A 16,426-nucleotide genomic window follows, 5' to 3' on the forward strand; every position below is an offset into this window, starting at 1 on the left:
CTTGAATAGAGATGACTTCAGTCCAGCAATTACAAGGTGTTGGTGCCGCCGCAGCAACCCTATTAGAAAAGCTTCATATTTTTAGCACGGATGATTTGCTGTTTCATCTTCCTCGTGACTATGAAGATCGTAGCACCATTATTCCAATGAATCAGCTGGTTGTTGGACGAAGTTATTTGCTCGAAGGTGAGGTTCGATCCGTAGATTTTCCTCCAGGCAAAAAGAAATCACTTGCAGCCTTATTACAAGATGATTTTGGCAAGGTTACTTTACGGTTTTATCACATTTATAAGGGATTAACTGATCGCATCAAAATGGGACAACAGCTTCGAATATTCGGTGAAGTTCGTGTTGGAGCACGCGGTCTTGAAATTTATCATCCAGAAATACAAGTCATCCAACAGCATACGCCCTTACCCAAAACCCAACTCACGGCAATTTATCCTAGCACTGAAGGTCTGACGCAGCCTAAATTACGTGAATATATTCGTCAGGCGTTACAACATCATAGCGATGACTTGGCTGAGTTATTACCGACTAAATACAGCAACGGCTATGAACTTAAACAAGCATTAGAATATATTCATGAGCCACCTGTTGATGCCAACATGCAACAACTCAATCAAGGTTCGCATCCTGCCCAACAACGATTAATTTTTGAAGAGCTAGTCGCCCATCAAATTAGCCTATTAACACGCCGTGCCTATATCCGCCAAATTGCTGCACCTCGTTTTGATAGCAGTAAAATCTTGGCTAAGGCATTATTAGATGGTCTTCCTTTTCAAATGACCAATGCACAAAAACGAGTTTCTAAGGAAATCTTGCAAGATCTCAAGCAAAATCAACCGATGCTGCGCTTAGTCCAAGGTGATGTAGGAGCAGGTAAAACACTCGTCGCAGCAGTTGCAGCCTGCCATGCACTAGAAGCAGACTGGCAAGTTGCACTGATGGCACCAACAGAGATTCTTGCCGAGCAGCACTACTTAAACTTTAAACGCTGGTTTGAACCACTAGGCATCCAAGTGGCATGGCTTTCAGGCAAACAAAAAGGCAAAGCACGTACACAAGCTGAACAACAAATTAAACAAGGGCATGCACAACTTATTGTCGGTACGCATGCTTTATTCCAAGATGCCGTGGAATTTTCCAAACTCGGCCTGGTGATTATTGATGAGCAGCACCGTTTTGGGGTTGATCAACGGCTTGCTTTAAGAAATAAAGGCGCTAATCAATTTACCCCACATCAATTGGTGATGACAGCCACCCCGATTCCCCGCACACTCGCGATGAGTGCTTATGGTGATTTGGATACTTCAATTATTGACGAGCTCCCCCCGGGACGCACCCCGATTCAAACCGTAACGATTCCACTGGATCGGCGCGAGCAGGTTCTGCAACGGATTGCCAGCAACTGTCGTGAAGGTAAACAAGCATATTGGGTCTGCACCTTAGTGGAACAATCTGAAACCCTAGATGCTCAAGCCGCCGAAGCCACCTATCAAGAAATTAAGGAGCGCTTTCCAGACATCAATATTGGTCTAGTCCACGGCAAAATGAAAGCAGATGAAAAACAAGCGGTCATGCAAGCCTTTAAAGACAATCAATCACAACTGTTAATTGCCACTACCGTGATTGAGGTTGGGGTCGATGTGCCTAATGCATCAATCATGGTCATTGAGAATGCTGAACGTTTGGGTCTCTCGCAATTGCACCAACTTCGAGGACGTGTTGGGCGTGGTGCTACCGCTAGTTTTTGCGCTCTACTCTACAAAGTACCTTTGTCTCAAAATGGTCAGGAGCGACTGTCTATTTTACGAGAAAGTAATGACGGCTTTGTGATTGCTGAAAAGGACCTTGAAATTCGCGGTCCAGGTGAGTTACTGGGCACCAAACAGACAGGGGATATGGGCTTTCGCGTGGCGCGTCTGGAACGTGATGACCATTTACTCAGCCAGGCACATTATGTGGCGGCACAAATCCTCAAGGATTATCCACAACATGCTGACGGCCTGCTCAAACGCTGGCTGCCTGAAGCCCCAAGATACGCTTATGTTTAAATTACTTGGCACATCCGCCCAACAGGTTTTTGATTATTTCACGCCATGTAGCCTGTGTGACATTGGGATCAAACAGCATTTTGGTGTTTGTCACGATTGCTGGCAACAACTGCCGTGGTTGAAACAGCACATTACCCGTAACCAGCAACAGGTATTTGTTGCCTGTCATTATCAATATCCGATTGACCGCATTATTCAACAGTTTAAATATGAACAAAAACTGTATCATCAACGTTTATTAAATTGCCTGTTATCACAACTCAAACTTCCCAGAGTTCAGGCCATTGTGCCAATGCCAATTTCCACAGATCGTTTGGCAGAGCGAGGTTTTAACCAAACCCTGTTACTGGCGAAAGCACTGGCACATAACCTGAATATTCCTGTCTGGCAACCTATACAACGACTGGCACAGCATTCACAAAAAGGCTTTTCACGTCTGGAAAGGCTGGAAGACATTGAACAACAATTTATTGCCGCTCCATCAGGAAAAATCCGCTATCGAAAAGTGCTGATTGTGGATGATGTAGTGACTACGGGGAGTTCCATTACCGCCTTGTCACAGGCACTGGAACAGCTCGGCTGCCAACAAATCTATAGTGCGTGTTTGGCAGCCGCACAACATCGGGAGTCTAGCTTACAAGGTTTTGCTGACACCACGGAATCACCACCTCTTTAGTCAGTGGTGCCAATATTGTGGACTGATCATCCAAATAGAATTCATACAATTAAAACCGTTTTATATAACTGTCATGCTGATAAAGTAGGCTGTGTAACAAGATTTTTTAGAAATTAACGTTTAGGCAAGTGTTTTTCGTTTCATCCTTGTCTAAAATACACGCTGGTTTTCGGTACAATGCTGAAAATCTAACATTGGCTGCGCGAGGAAAAAAGACATGCTTGAAGCCTTTTATGCCACAGAGCGCGGTAGTCTGGAAGATGCAACAATCAATGGGAGTTTTGATCTCCACCCTGAATTGGTTTGGATTGATCTAATTGCTCCATCTCAAGAAGAACAACAGTGGGTATTTGATGCTTACGAGCGAAACCTACCCACCTTAAAATCACTTGAAGACATTTCCTCATCGGCACGATTTTACCGTGATGATGACGGTATTTTACATATCAGCACCTATTTTTTAACAAAGAATAAAAACTATCAGGTGGATGGAGATGCGGAAGAATCATCCCACATGCTGGCAATGGTGCAAACGGTTGCATTCATTCTGTATAAGGACCGCCTGTTTACCCTGCGCGGTGAAAAGCTGGTGGCGTTCCGTGCATTCCGTGCGCGTGCGCGGCGCAATGATTACAATATGGACTATAAAGATCCCACTTGGATCTTGCTCGGGTTACTTGAAGCAAAACTAGATGAGCTTGCGGATATCTTAGAAGATATCCACAAAGACTTGGAAAGATACTCCACAGAAGTACTCAATAACCATCATCGTGAAACCCTGCTCGATCTTGATGACATGATTACACGACTCGCACAACAAGAAGATATGCTTGGAAAGGCGCAACTGTGTTTGATCGATTTACGTCGTGTGCTTACCTTCCTTTCTCGTCCTCGAGCTTTAGGCAGTCATATTTATGATGCAGATATTCGAGAATTAAGTGAGGATGTCCGTTCACTGGTCGAACATGATGCATTCTTATTCCAGAAAGTCCGCTTCTTACTGGATACCACATCAGGCTTCATTAACACCGAACAGAATGACACAATTCGCCGATTCTCGATTTTGCCAAGTATGCTTGCACCACCGATGCTGATTGCTAGTATCTATGGCATGAACACTGAGGTCTTACCTTTCGCACATGGTAGTCTTAGTTTCTGGATTGTAGCGAGTATCCTGATGGCGTTCCTTGTACTCCCAATGGTGTATTTCCGCTGGAAGAAATGGATTTAATAAAAAAGCACCTGATGGTGCTTTTTTATTACAAGACTTTTTTCATATCAATTTCAAATCATCTTGCAAATGACAGGCTTGGATGATTTTCAGCATCTTATCAGACACATTTTTAAGATGCAGCCCTTTATTTTCAGGTGTCTGACGCAGCCATTGCACCAATACCGCCAAAGATAAGGTATTACCATTTTCAAGCTGAGCCAAATCAACCACCAGAGGGAAAACCTTGTGCTGTTGAATATGCTTTAAACCTGCTCGATAAACCTGTTCTGCATTCGAGAAATCAATTGTTTTTGAAACAATTAATTGCTGATCAATATACTGAATCACCCGTCACCTACTTATTTTTTATTAACAGCAGCATCTGCATCTGGTTTAAAGGTTGCAATCGCTTTATTCAGATCACCACCATTCCGCTGAACAGTAGCAGCAAACTGATTACGGAATTGCAAGCCTAAATCAATACCAGACACATTAATATTACGGACTTTCCACTGGTCGCCTTTATCTGTCAACTGGAACGATACAGGGATTTTCTCACCATTATGTAAGAAGTCTAATGTAACAACGGGATTCTTACTATTGGTCGACTTAAAAGGACGCATAGTATAACTTTGGTTGGTATATTTAGCGAAAGCACCACCATAGTTTTCAATAATCACCGCACGGAAATTTTGTTCAAACTGAGCACGTTGCGCAGCAGTTGTATATTGATTGTTTGCATACGTACCTAATACGATACGTGTAAATGCTTGTGAATCAACATACGGATCAAGGTTTTGACGAATAATCGATTTAACTAAAGCAGGATTACTTTGTAATTTCGCATGATCTGCTTTTAGACGTGTAATTAAACCATCAGCCACACGTTTAACAAAATCAGGTGGGGTTTCTGTTGGTGCTGCAAATGCAGCACTCGCAAGCATGGTTGATAATACACTTGCTGTTAACGTCTGTTTCAATAATGTATTCACTTCAATCTCCTAACCTGAATTACTCAACAAATGATGGTTCTGCTTCAGTAGCAGCTGGCTGCGATGCCGAACTCACTGAAGTTGTTGAGCTTGATGTGGCTTTACCAGCACCACCAGTAATAAACTTACTGATCAAATCTTCTAAATCCATTGTACCTTGGGTATTTGAAACAACATCACCACGCTTTAGGTAATTCACACCACCACCTGGTACAACTTTCAAATACTTCTCACCCAGTAAGCCATTGGTTGCAACCATAATATAAGCATCCTCATCCAAACTGGTGATGGAGGTCATGTTACTGATAAGTTGCTGTTCCATTGCTTTTTGTTTCGCAGCATCAGCTTGTTGATAATCTGAGCTATAACGCAATTCTTCTAAGGCATTTTTCTGCACTTCTTTTAATTGCTCAGTATTAAAGCTGGTTAATTTACCATCCAAATCAAACTTAACTGTTGCTAAACGTGTTACTGGATCAAGCGTAATAGATTCTACACGACCAATGGTCACACCACTCATGGACACCTTTGCTCGTGGTTTTAAACCATTTACGTTATCAAACTGCGCTGTCATGCTATAGCTATCACGTAGATTTGTACCCACTAAACCACTAACTTTCATCGCAAGAAAAAATAGAGCGATACCGAAGATAATCACAAAAATACCTACGGCCAGCTCACTAGTACGTGATTTCATTAAATCCCTCCGAACATGACCGCAGTCAACACGAAATCAAAACCTAATACACAAAGTGAAGAATATACGACCGTTCTGGTCATCGAAGTCGCGATACCCTCTGGTGTTGGATCACAAGCATAACCTTGATAGACCGCAACCCATGTACAAATCAGCGCAAAAACAATACTTTTAATAATAGTGCCATTAAAAATATCATGCCAAAACTGAACTGTACTTTGCATACCACCCCAGAAAGAACCTTCATCAGCACCTAAAAAATCTACGCCAACCAACTTGCCGCCAATGATACCGATCGTTGCAAAAATCACAGTCAACATCGGCAAACTCACAATACCTGCCCACAAACGCGGAGCCACAATTTGACGAAGTGGATCAACGCCAATCATTTCCATACTGGCCAATTGTTCACTCTGTTTCATTGAACCAATTTCGGCAGTGAGAGCCGAGCCTGCGCGCCCTGCAAATAGTAATGCAGCAACAACCGCAGCAAGTTCACGTAACAAAGTTAACGAAATCGCAGTCCCTAACATAGCTTCACTACCAAAAGTGACCAAAATGCTATACATCTGTAAGCCAAGGACAGCGCCAATAAACAAACCTGACACAGCAATAATCAGCAGAGACATGACCCCAACACGATGCATTTGATAGACAAAGCGTTGAAAGCCACCCTTTGAAGGCGCTGAAAATAAAATCTGGATGAGCATAAGTGATGCTGCACCTATCCCCTTTATTCGCTCAATAACGAGTCTACCTAACCAGGCAATCGTATTCATGCACGAACCTCGTTATCTAAATATGCTTGATGAGTAAATTGATATTCAACAGGACCCTCAGCTGAGCCTGTTAAAAATTGACGTACAAATGGGGAAGCATGTGCCTGTAGCTGCTCAGGTGAACCTTCACCCTGAATTTTACCTTCAGCAACCACATAAATATAATCAGCAATCGATAATGTCTCTGCGACATCATGCGAGACAATAATTGTTGTTAAGTCTAAAGCTTCACGCAAAGAACGAATCAATCGTGTTAGAACACCTTTAACAATTGGATCTTGGCCAGCGAATGGCTCATCATACATAATCAATTCTGGATCAAGTGCAATCGCACGCGCTAAGGCAACACGACGATTCATACCTCCTGAAAGTTCAGATGGCATTAAGGGTTCAGCACCACGTAGCCCAACCGACTCCAACTTTAAAGCGACTAACTCAGCAATCAAATGTTCTGGTAATTGTGTATGCGCACGAATAGGAAATGCAACATTTTCATAAACTGACATATCAGTAAATAACGCACCACTCTGGAATAACATCCCCATACGTGCGCGTGCAGCAAACAAGTCTGGACGAGACATGGCTGCAATATTCTTACCATCGAGCAATACTTCACCATGATCAGGGATTAACTGCCCACCAATCAAACGGAGCAAAGTGGTCTTACCTGTTCCTGAAGGCCCCATAATTGCAGTAATTTGACCACGTCGAATTTTAAGACTGACATCATCATAAATGACGCGTTCCCCTCGGTTAAAGCTCAAGTTTTTAACTTCAATGAGGGCTTCAGCATCGAGAGGAGATTTGTTATTCATACTGGCATTCATTCCTGCACTTTTTATGCACGCATACTATACACTGAAAGATTAAGCGCTTGTTTTTATTTTGATATGCTACGTATGAAGATTATTAATTTATGTAATTGTTCTTTTTATGAACTTCTGTGCTCAACTCATGTTGTGAGCTTGCATTCAAAGAATCGGTATTATTGCGTGCAATAAGTGCATATGCAAAAAATAACCCATTACAAAGCATTAAAATAACAAATAGACATGGCAACCCTTCACCACAAATGAATGACCATATTTGACTTAAAAGACTTTTATTTTGTTTAAATTTATTCATTTCTTCTATAAAATTTGAATTAGTAGACATTTTTGTAATTTTACATGACTAATCTTGAATAAAAAAGCCAGTTTTACAACTGGCTCTTCTTTTCATCGGTTTTTTTAACGATTAAAAATCGTTTTTGCGACGACGGTCACCACCGAAGCCACCTTCACGTGCTGGACGATCACCAAAATCACGCTTTGGACGGTCTTCACCACCGAAACTACGCTTTGGACGGTCTTCACCACCGAAACTACGCTTTGGACGGTCTTCACCACCGAAACTACGTTTTGGACGGTCACCAAAACCACCTTCACGTTGTGGGCGATCACCAAAATCACGCTTTGGACGGTCGCCGAAGCTACCTTCACGACGTGGTTTGTAATCTACACGGTTACCACGGTTGTCATCATTCGAATCAAAACGCGGTTTATCATTGAAACCACCTTCACGACGCGGGCGATCTGAATTGAACTCGCGACGTGGACGATCTTCACCACCAAAACTACGCTTTGGACGATCTTCAAAACCACCTTCACGACGTGGGCGATCTGAATTGAACTCGCGACGTGGACGGTCTTCACCACCGAATGATGGACGTTCACCACGTGGTTTATCATCAAAATTACGACGTGGACGGTCTTCAAAACCACCTTCACGACGTGGACGGTCAGAGTTAAACTCGCGACGTGGGCGATCTTCACCACCGAATGATGGACGCTCACCACGTGGTTTATCATCGAAGCTACGACGTAGACGATCTTCACCGCCTTCACGACGTTTGAAATTGCTCTCGCCTTCAAAACGACGACCACCACCAAAACCGCCACGACCGCCATCACGGCCGCCACGACCACGACCACCGCCATCACGACCGCGACCGCCACCATCACGACCTGAACGAGCAGGAGGTGGAGATGGCTCTAAACCTTCAATTTCAGATACATTTAAACGTGCATCTAAATAATCTTCTAACGCACGGATTTTGCCACGCTCGCGATAAGTCGCAAGTGTAATCGCTTGACCAGTACGACCCGCACGACCTGTACGACCAATACGGTGTACATAATCTTCGTTTTTCATCGGTAAACCGAAGTTAATCACGTGAGAAATAGTTGGTACGTCTAAACCACGTGCTGCTACGTCAGTTGCAACTAAGATTTTTGCACGACCTTCACGGATGCTGCGTAAACGACGGTTACGAACAGTTTGTGGCATAGCACCATGCAATGCAACAACTGAGTGACCTGCTTCAGCCAATTCTTCAGCAAGCATATCTGTATCTTCTTGCGTGCTTGCAAAGACAACAGCTTGATCTACTGACTCGTCAGACAACCAGTGAGTAAGTAATTTTTTCTTATGCTCAAAACCATCTGTCCAATGTAATGTTTGTGTTACATCAGTATTAGTGCTGTGACCAGTTTCAATTGCGATACGTTGTGGATCATTCATCATACGTTCAGCAAGGCGAATAATACGATCAGCAAAAGTCGCAGAGAACATTAATGTTTGATTACGGTTTGCAGCTAACTCGCCAATTGCTTCTAAATCTTCAGAGAAGCCTAGATCAAGCATACGGTCAGCTTCATCGACGATTAACGATTCAACTTTATCAAGTTTCAATTGGCGACGATTTACCAAGTCAAGCAAACGACCTGGCGTTGCAACAATCACTTGTGCGCCTTTAAGCTGTTGAATTTGCTTACCAAAAGGCATACCACCCATGATTGCAGCAATACGAACACCTTTCATATGACGTACAAATGCAATCGCATCTTGGCTTACTTGTTGAGCCAATTCACGCGTAGGACATAAAACCAAGATGCTTGGTTGAGTCACAGCTTTCATGCGTTCTTTAAATGGCACAAAAGTTTCCTGACCTGCCAAAGCATTTAATGTAGGGAGTAAAAATGCTGCAGTTTTACCAGAACCTGTCTGGCTTGAAACTAATAAATCTTTTCCATCTAACGCAGCTGGAATCGCTTGTTCTTGCACAGGAGTTGGGCTTGTAAAACCTAAACCTTCTAGGGCTTGTTGTAAGGTTTCGTGCAAAGAAAATTCGGCAAAAGTTTTGCTCATAGAGAGTTTCACCCTAATGGGTGCTCCATTTTAATAAATACAAAAAATAGACATCGGCAAAAAGCGGCAAAGCGACTCAAGCTGAAAATAGATGAAGTTCAGCGGCAATCCGAATAACGACGATGTGGACTAAACGCACGCTTGATTACTGCCTCAACCTGAAGAATCGCTAAGCGATTTGGGCGCAAGATATGGTCCTCTCTATGGACAGCGTGCGCTAATATGAATAGAACTGAATGTTCAGGTAATGAACTGGAATTTAAGTGCGTGGGCGGATTATAGCAGAATAATTTTAAAAGTCACCCTTTTTAATAGGTTTTTCTACTGGATCACCTTTATTATTTTTATCTGACCGATTAAAGAAGATGAAATTATAAAAATAACTCCTTTATTATGATCAGATCATAATTAAAAACCCTCAAATTATTGAGGGTTTTTTAATCTAAAATTTATTTTGCAGCATCGCCCCAAGCTGGAACAACTGTTTGCATCAATGGTTTTAACATTTTCAATGAGCAAGCAAGTACTTGACCATTATCAAATGATTCATTACCACCACGAGCATCCACAACCACACCGCCCGCTTCTTTTACAATCAGTTCACCCGCAGCTATATCCCACGGTTTTAAACCAAGCTCAAAGAATCCATCAAAACGACCTGCAGCGACATAAGCTAAATCCAAAGCAGCAGAGCCACCACGACGGATTTGCGCGCCTGATTTAGTGACAGCCAACAAAGAAGCGAAGTGTTGTTCTGCATAAGAAACGATTTCACCATTACGCTTCGCACGATAAGGATGACCTACCGCAAGGAATGTGCTTTCTAAAGAGTCTTTAACATTGACACGGATACGGCGTTGGTTCATGACCGCACCACGACCACGACTTGCAGAGAATAATTCATCACGCACTGGATCATAGATCACACCGTGTTGAGTTACGCCTTTATGTTGTACTGCGATAGAAATACAGAAATGAGGGAAACCGTTGATAAAGTTTTGAGTACCATCTAAAGGATCAATCACCCAGCACCAATCTGCATCGTGACCTTTACCTTCTTGCATACCAAACTCTTCACCAAGGAAGCTGTGGTTTTTATAGCTTTTGCGAAGTGTATCAATTGTAAGTTGTTCCAAGTAACGATCAACACGTGTTACTGGACCATCAATGCCCTTTTCTTCAACTTGTAAATCGAGTTTATGACGATTTTGATGTGCCTTTAAAAGCTCTTGACCAACTGTTTGAGCCGCACGCGCAGCCATAACCACCATAGGTTCCATTGAACACCCACTACAAATTTGAAGATTTTGACAAAGAATAATGCATAAAAGCCCTCATATTCTATCAAATATAAGGGCTTTTAGGTAAAAAATGTTTGCGAAAGATTATTTTCTAATTTACAAAGCGTTAGCGATCTATAACCAAGCTTTCTCAATTGAAGCAAAAATCCCTTGTCCATCTAAACCACAATCTGCAAGCATTTGCTGATGAGTTGCTTGATGTAAAAATGCATCTGGCAAACCTAGATTTAAAATTGGCTTAATGATTTTAGCTTGTGCTAAAAATTCATTTACTGCACTTCCCGCACCCGCCATAACCGCATGCTCTTCCACAGTTACAAACAGTTGAGTACGAGGCGTTAAATCACGAATGATTTGTTCATCCAATGGCTTCACAAAACGCATATTCACTACACGTACGGCAACCGAATGTTTACTTGCAAATAATTCTGCTGCTTCAACTGATGCTGCAACACGACTACCAAAAGCAAGGATACTGATCTGCTGATCTGCGTCCTGATTAAATTGCGCAACGATTTCAGCTTTACCAATTTGTAAAGCAGTCATTTGCTGTTGGATTTCAGCACCTGTACCAACACCACGTGGATAACGTACGGCAGTTGGTCCATTATAGTGATATGCCGTATGCAACATCTGGCGACATTCATTTTCATCTTTTGGTGCCATGATCACCATGTTAGGTACAGTACGCATATAGGCATAATCATATGCACCTGCATGGGTCGGACCATCTTCACCGACCAAACCAGCACGATCAATCCCAAAAGTGACATCTAGATTTTGCAAAGCAACATCATGGATCAATTGGTCATAACCACGTTGTAAAAAGGTCGAATAGATTGCTACAACGGGTTTTAAACCTTCACACGCCATACCCGCTGCTAAAGTCACTGCATGTTGTTCAGCAATCGCAACATCAAAGAAACGTTCAGGGTATTGCTTTGCAAACTGAACCATCCCTGAACCTTCACACATCGCTGGAGTGATTGCGAGTAAACGATCATCTTGCGCTGCTTCATCACATAACCATTGTCCAAACACGTCTGAGTATTTAGGCGGTGATTTTTTTGCAGGTGCAGATGCTCTAGCTGCAATTTTAGTAATCGCATGATAGGTAATCGGGTCTGCTTCAGCAGGCGCAAATCCTTTACCCTTTTTGGTATAAATATGAACTAAACGAGGGCCTTTACGTTTTTTTAGCGCATGAAAAACTTGTGTGAGTTGTTCAACATCATGCCCATCAAATGGCCCAAAATAATCAAAACCAATCGCTTTAAATAAGTTATCCGCCGCATCTGTTGCAGATTGATGTAACCGTGAGTTATAAGTCCACTTCGGATGTGGTTGAACATAGGCTTGGCCATGTTCGTCGACATTTACCAGTTGACCTGTTTCCCAAATTGCAGCCAAGTGTTTAGCAAAACCGCCAGTACTGCATGAAATCGACATATCGTTATCATTTAAAACAACGATCAGATCAGCATCATGTGCAACCGCATCATTCATGGCTTCAAATGCCATACCTGCTGTCATTGCACCATCACCAACAATTGCAACCACATCACACGGATCTTTTTGATAACGACGCGCAAGCGACATTCCTAGACCTGCAGAAATTGCTGTTGACGAATGCCCTACACCAAAGGTATCAAATTCAGATTCTTCACGCGCAGGGAAAGCAGCTAAACCATCTTTACTACGAATCGTAGTAATTCGCTCACGACGCCCCGTCAGTACTTTATGTGGATATGCTTGATGCCCCACATCCCAAACTAAACGATCATCTGGTGTATTGAAACAGTAGTGCAAAGCAACTGTCAGTTCAATCACACCTAAATTTGCGCCAAAGTGGCCACCGCTTTGCCCTGCCGCATACAAAATATATTGACGCAACTCATCCGCCACTTGTGCGAGTTGGCTTTGCTCGAGCTGACGTAATTGTTGTGGATGATCAATTCCATCTAACAATGGCGTAACAGGACGTTGAGTTGGAATTTCGGTATACAACATAATGTGGCAAAGCCTTTTTAAGCCTGGCAAATCCGAAGCTGGGTTAAATGGGGGCAATCATACAATTAAATATGATCTACCTTCAATCAGCCACATGTGCGAATGATGTAGTGCTGAACATTCTCAAGCCAATCTTAAACAACTGACTTACAGATTATCCTGAATTATGTCACTGTTTATCAACCATTATTGTGTGCTTTCTATGAAAAAGAAAAACTTATGTGAAAAATCAGAACTTGCAATTCACTCAATCTTCACACATTAAGCTATACTTTGACAGTTTTTACTAACATAGCGAGCTCTCTGTGCCGATTGAATTTATTGCAACATCAAAGCTACCAACTGCTTTTGGTGACTTCAATATTTCTGTGTTTCAAGACCCTCAAACAGGCGAAGAACATGTGGCGCTTTCTAAAGGTTTAGAAACTCCCCCAACAGCACCTGTTTTAGTCCGTATTCATTCAGAATGCTTAACAGGTGATGCTTTCGCTTCATTAAAGTGTGACTGTGGTCCTCAATTACAAGCAACCCAACGTTTGATTAATGAAGCAGGTCAAGGCGTGATTTTGTATCTACGCCAAGAAGGTCGTGGGATTGGTTTAACGAATAAAATCCGCGCCTATGCTTTACAGGATCAGGGTCACGATACCGTAGATGCCAATTTACTTTTAAACCTGCCTGCGGATGCACGTCGTTATGATATGTGTAGCATTATGCTGGATCATCTACAAATTAAAAAAGTTAAGTTAATTACGAATAACCCGTTAAAACTTAAAGCCCTAACTGATTTAGACATCAATGTGGTTGAGCGTGTACCGTTAACAGTAGGTCGTAACCCATTTAATGAACAATATTTAAAGACCAAACGTGAGCGTATGGATCATCTTTACCAGAAGGATGACTTCTAAGTCATCCTTGATTCAATCAAGCTCATGATAATTCGAAAAAATAAGCGATTGTTTTATATCGTCATAGAAAAAATACGGTTGTTGGGTATTTTGCGGCGAAGATGTAAATCAAATGCCATGCAAATATTTCTTACGAATGCTTTGCCTTGTTCGGTTACTTGGATATCCTTTGATGTCATCTTTAACAAACCGTCATTCTGCATTTCCTCTAGTTGTGCTAATACTTCAGGTAACTCTGGAAAATACAATGCTTCATTCTGCCATGAAGTACTAAAGCAACACATTAAATTGAGTATATGTTGGCGAATGACTAAATCCTCTTCTGTTAAAAGATGTCCACGATATACAGGAATCTCATTCTTCTCTAAACGTGCATAATAATCTTCTAGTGTTTTTTCATTTTGCGCAAAGCTGTACCAACTATCACTAATTGAAGACAAACCTAGGCCAATCATGACTTGCGTTTTTGATGAGGTATACCCCATGAAATTACGATGCAGATTTTCTTGTTGGAAAGCTTGATACATTTTGTCATGTTCCAAAGCAAAGTGATCCATACCAATTTCATGATAACCCTGTGCTAAAAGTTTTCTCTTTCCCTCCTCATATAACTGGCGTTTCAACTCATCTTTAGGTACGTCCTGATCTTTAAAACCACGCTGTCCATTGCCCTTAATCCAAGGTACATGAGCATAGCTATAAAATGCCAAACGATCTGGCTTTAGACTATTCGTTTGTTCAATCGTATGTAACACATCAGTCAAGTTCTGAAATGGTAAACCAAAGACCAAGTCATGTGAAATCGAGGTATAGCCAATTTCCCGTGCCCACGTTGTAACCTGTTGTACATGAGCAAATGGTTGAATACGGTGAATTGCTTTCTGAACTTTTTCGTTATAGTCCTGCACCCCATAACTTACTCGGCGAAAACCAAGATCATATAGGGCTTGTAAATGCTCTCGAGTCGTATTATTTGGATGTCCTTCGAAACTAAATTCATATTCATCACATATATCTGCATTTGCCAATAACCCATTAATCAGCTCGATCAAGTGTTGTACAGAGAAAAATGTTGGAGTTCCTCCCCCCAAATGAATTTCTTTAATCCGCGGTTTGTCGACAAGCAACTGGCAGTACAACTCCCATTCTTTTAACACGGCTTGAATATAAGGTTGTTCCACTTCGTGGCGCTTCGTCACACGCTTATGACAACCACAAAAAGTGCACAAGCTCTCACAAAATGGCAAATGGATATATAAACTAATCCCTTCACTCGTATTTGTCTCATCAAATGCCCGTTTTAAAGTTTGCTTCCACATTTCCAAACTAAAATCTTGTTCTTGCCAGTACGGAACAGTCGGATAACTGGTGTAACGTGGTCCTGCAACATTGTATTTTTGAATAAGTGAATGAACTTGAGTCATAACGTGCCTATCTGATGTTCAGCTTGCAACAACAAGCATTATCAATACATTCTGCTGAGCTTAACCCAAGAAATCAACCAACTCTTTTGGTCGGAATAATTATGGTTAGATCGATTAGATCCTTTAAGCTGTTCAACTATCTAATTGCAGTTTGAATCAAAAAATCAGCTTATTTTTTTTATGATTTCATGGTACATATCCTTCCATCTTTTTTAATGATTAGAAGGTTGAAATGCAGCATCCAACTTCAGCTGATATTCAACGTGTTCGTGAGTTTTTACTCGATCTACAGGCACGGATTTGTGCAGGGCTAGAGCAACAGGAACGTGCAGGCGGTGGTACCGCTGAATTTATCATTGATGATTGGCAACGAACCGAAGGTGGTGGTGGTCGCTCTCGCGTTTTGCAAAATGGTGACGTGATTGAAAAAGGCGGAGTGATGTTTTCCCATATCAACATCAGTAAACTTCCTGCTTCTGCAACGGAACGCCATCCTCAAATCGCAGGTGCAAAAGCACAAGCGTTGGGCGTTTCTTTAGTGATTCATCCTAAAAATCCCAATATCCCAACTTCACATGCAAATGTACGTTTATTTGTTGCTGAACCTGAGGGTCAAGACCCTGTTTGGTGGTTTGGGGGTGGCTTTGATCTCACACCTTTCTATCCAGATGATCAAGATATTCAAAACTGGCATCAAACCGCTTATGACTTATGCCAACCATTTGGCGAACATGTTTATGCTGAACATAAACAATGGTGTGATGATTATTTCTACTTAAAACATCGTGATGAACAACGTGGTGTAGGTGGTTTATTCTTTGATGATTTGAACCAATGGGACTTCGAAACTTGCTTTAAATATATTCAAGCCGTTGGTAATGGTTATTTAGCAGCGATCTTGCCTATTTTTGAAAAGCATCGTGAACAGCCTTACACCGAAGCTCAGCGTGAATTCCAATTGTATCGTCGTGGTCGCTATGTTGAATATAATTTAGTCTACGATCGAGGTACCCTGTTTGGCCTGCAAACAGGTGGACGTATTGAATCTATTTTAGTGAGTTTACCGAATCTTGCAGGCTGGTCGTATCGTCCTGAATGGGATGAAAACTCGCCTGAAAAACGTCTCACCGATTATTATCTAAAACCAAGAGATTGGTTGAGTTTAAATAAGTAATTGACC

Annotated in this window: 14 protein-coding genes; 5 read left to right on the forward strand and 9 right to left on the reverse strand. The window is 41.9% G+C overall.

Going from position 1 to position 16,426, the window contains the following annotated elements; all coding sequences use genetic code 11:
- Positions 1-11: 11 nt before the first annotated feature.
- The 3 genes from recG to CDG56_RS09865 all read left to right on the forward strand — a co-directional run bounded on the left by recG (position 12) and on the right by CDG56_RS09865 (position 3,964).
- Positions 12-2,057 (forward strand): ATP-dependent DNA helicase RecG, encoded by a 2,046-nt coding sequence (gene recG, locus CDG56_RS09855; protein WP_087547749.1) that lies wholly within the window; start codon positions 12-14, stop codon positions 2,055-2,057.
- The gene (locus CDG56_RS09860) at positions 2,050-2,733 is read left to right on the forward strand and encodes a ComF family protein (RefSeq protein ID WP_205666494.1); all 684 of its coding nucleotides are present in this window, start codon (positions 2,050-2,052) and stop codon (positions 2,731-2,733) included. The genes recG and CDG56_RS09860 overlap by 8 nt, the downstream gene beginning before the upstream one ends.
- A gap of 217 nt (positions 2,734-2,950) precedes the next feature.
- Positions 2,951-3,964: a CorA family divalent cation transporter gene (locus CDG56_RS09865; RefSeq protein ID WP_087547751.1), complete on the forward strand. Its 1,014-nt coding sequence runs from the start codon at positions 2,951-2,953 to the stop codon at positions 3,962-3,964.
- Between the two features lie 42 nt (positions 3,965-4,006).
- On the opposite strand, the gene CDG56_RS09870 is transcribed toward CDG56_RS09865, so the two are convergent.
- From CDG56_RS09870 to dxs, 8 genes are all read right to left on the reverse strand, one after another.
- Positions 4,007-4,294 carry a lipid asymmetry maintenance protein MlaB gene (locus CDG56_RS09870; RefSeq protein ID WP_087547752.1) on the reverse strand — a complete coding sequence of 96 codons (288 nt, stop codon included), beginning with the start codon at positions 4,292-4,294 and terminating at the stop codon, positions 4,007-4,009.
- Positions 4,295-4,305: 11 nt separating this feature from the next.
- Complete coding sequence (locus tag CDG56_RS09875; RefSeq protein ID WP_087547753.1) at positions 4,306-4,938, reverse strand: phospholipid-binding protein MlaC; 633 nt, start codon at positions 4,936-4,938, stop codon at positions 4,306-4,308.
- Positions 4,939-4,957: 19 nt separating this feature from the next.
- A complete protein-coding gene (locus tag CDG56_RS09880) occupies positions 4,958-5,635 on the reverse strand; it encodes an outer membrane lipid asymmetry maintenance protein MlaD (protein ID WP_087547754.1) in 678 nt (225 codons plus the stop codon).
- Complete coding sequence (mlaE, locus tag CDG56_RS09885) at positions 5,635-6,414, reverse strand: lipid asymmetry maintenance ABC transporter permease subunit MlaE (protein ID WP_087547755.1); 780 nt, start codon at positions 6,412-6,414, stop codon at positions 5,635-5,637. Before mlaE ends, CDG56_RS09880 begins: the two co-directional genes overlap by 1 nt.
- Positions 6,411-7,229: an ABC transporter ATP-binding protein gene (locus tag CDG56_RS09890; protein ID WP_005156344.1), complete on the reverse strand. Its 819-nt coding sequence runs from the start codon at positions 7,227-7,229 to the stop codon at positions 6,411-6,413. Before CDG56_RS09890 ends, mlaE begins: the two co-directional genes overlap by 4 nt.
- 421 nt (positions 7,230-7,650) lie before the next feature.
- Positions 7,651-9,603: a DEAD/DEAH box helicase gene (locus CDG56_RS09900; protein WP_087547757.1), complete on the reverse strand. Its 1,953-nt coding sequence runs from the start codon at positions 9,601-9,603 to the stop codon at positions 7,651-7,653.
- A 449-nt stretch (positions 9,604-10,052) separates the two neighbouring features.
- The gene (locus CDG56_RS09905; RefSeq protein ID WP_087544121.1) at positions 10,053-10,883 is read right to left on the reverse strand and encodes an inositol monophosphatase family protein; all 831 of its coding nucleotides are present in this window, start codon (positions 10,881-10,883) and stop codon (positions 10,053-10,055) included.
- A 135-nt stretch (positions 10,884-11,018) separates the two neighbouring features.
- Positions 11,019-12,914: a 1-deoxy-D-xylulose-5-phosphate synthase gene (gene dxs / locus CDG56_RS09910; protein WP_087547758.1), complete on the reverse strand. Its 1,896-nt coding sequence runs from the start codon at positions 12,912-12,914 to the stop codon at positions 11,019-11,021.
- Positions 12,915-13,219: 305 nt separating this feature from the next.
- Between dxs and ribA the strand changes: the two genes are divergently transcribed.
- Positions 13,220-13,822, forward strand: a complete 603-nt coding sequence (gene ribA / locus CDG56_RS09915; RefSeq protein ID WP_087547759.1) for a GTP cyclohydrolase II — start codon at positions 13,220-13,222, stop codon at positions 13,820-13,822.
- A gap of 53 nt (positions 13,823-13,875) precedes the next feature.
- On the opposite strand, the gene hemN is transcribed toward ribA, so the two are convergent.
- A complete protein-coding gene (hemN, locus tag CDG56_RS09920; protein ID WP_087547760.1) occupies positions 13,876-15,246 on the reverse strand; it encodes an oxygen-independent coproporphyrinogen III oxidase in 1,371 nt (456 codons plus the stop codon).
- Between the two features lie 232 nt (positions 15,247-15,478).
- Here hemN and hemF point away from each other — a divergent pair, with 232 nt between their 5' ends.
- A complete protein-coding gene (hemF, locus tag CDG56_RS09925) occupies positions 15,479-16,420 on the forward strand; it encodes an oxygen-dependent coproporphyrinogen oxidase (protein ID WP_087536042.1) in 942 nt (313 codons plus the stop codon).
- The last annotated feature ends 6 nt before the right edge of the window (positions 16,421-16,426 follow it).

It is taken from the genome of Acinetobacter sp. WCHA39 (assembly GCF_002165385.1).
Taxonomy (GTDB): Bacteria; Pseudomonadota; Gammaproteobacteria; order Pseudomonadales; family Moraxellaceae; genus Acinetobacter.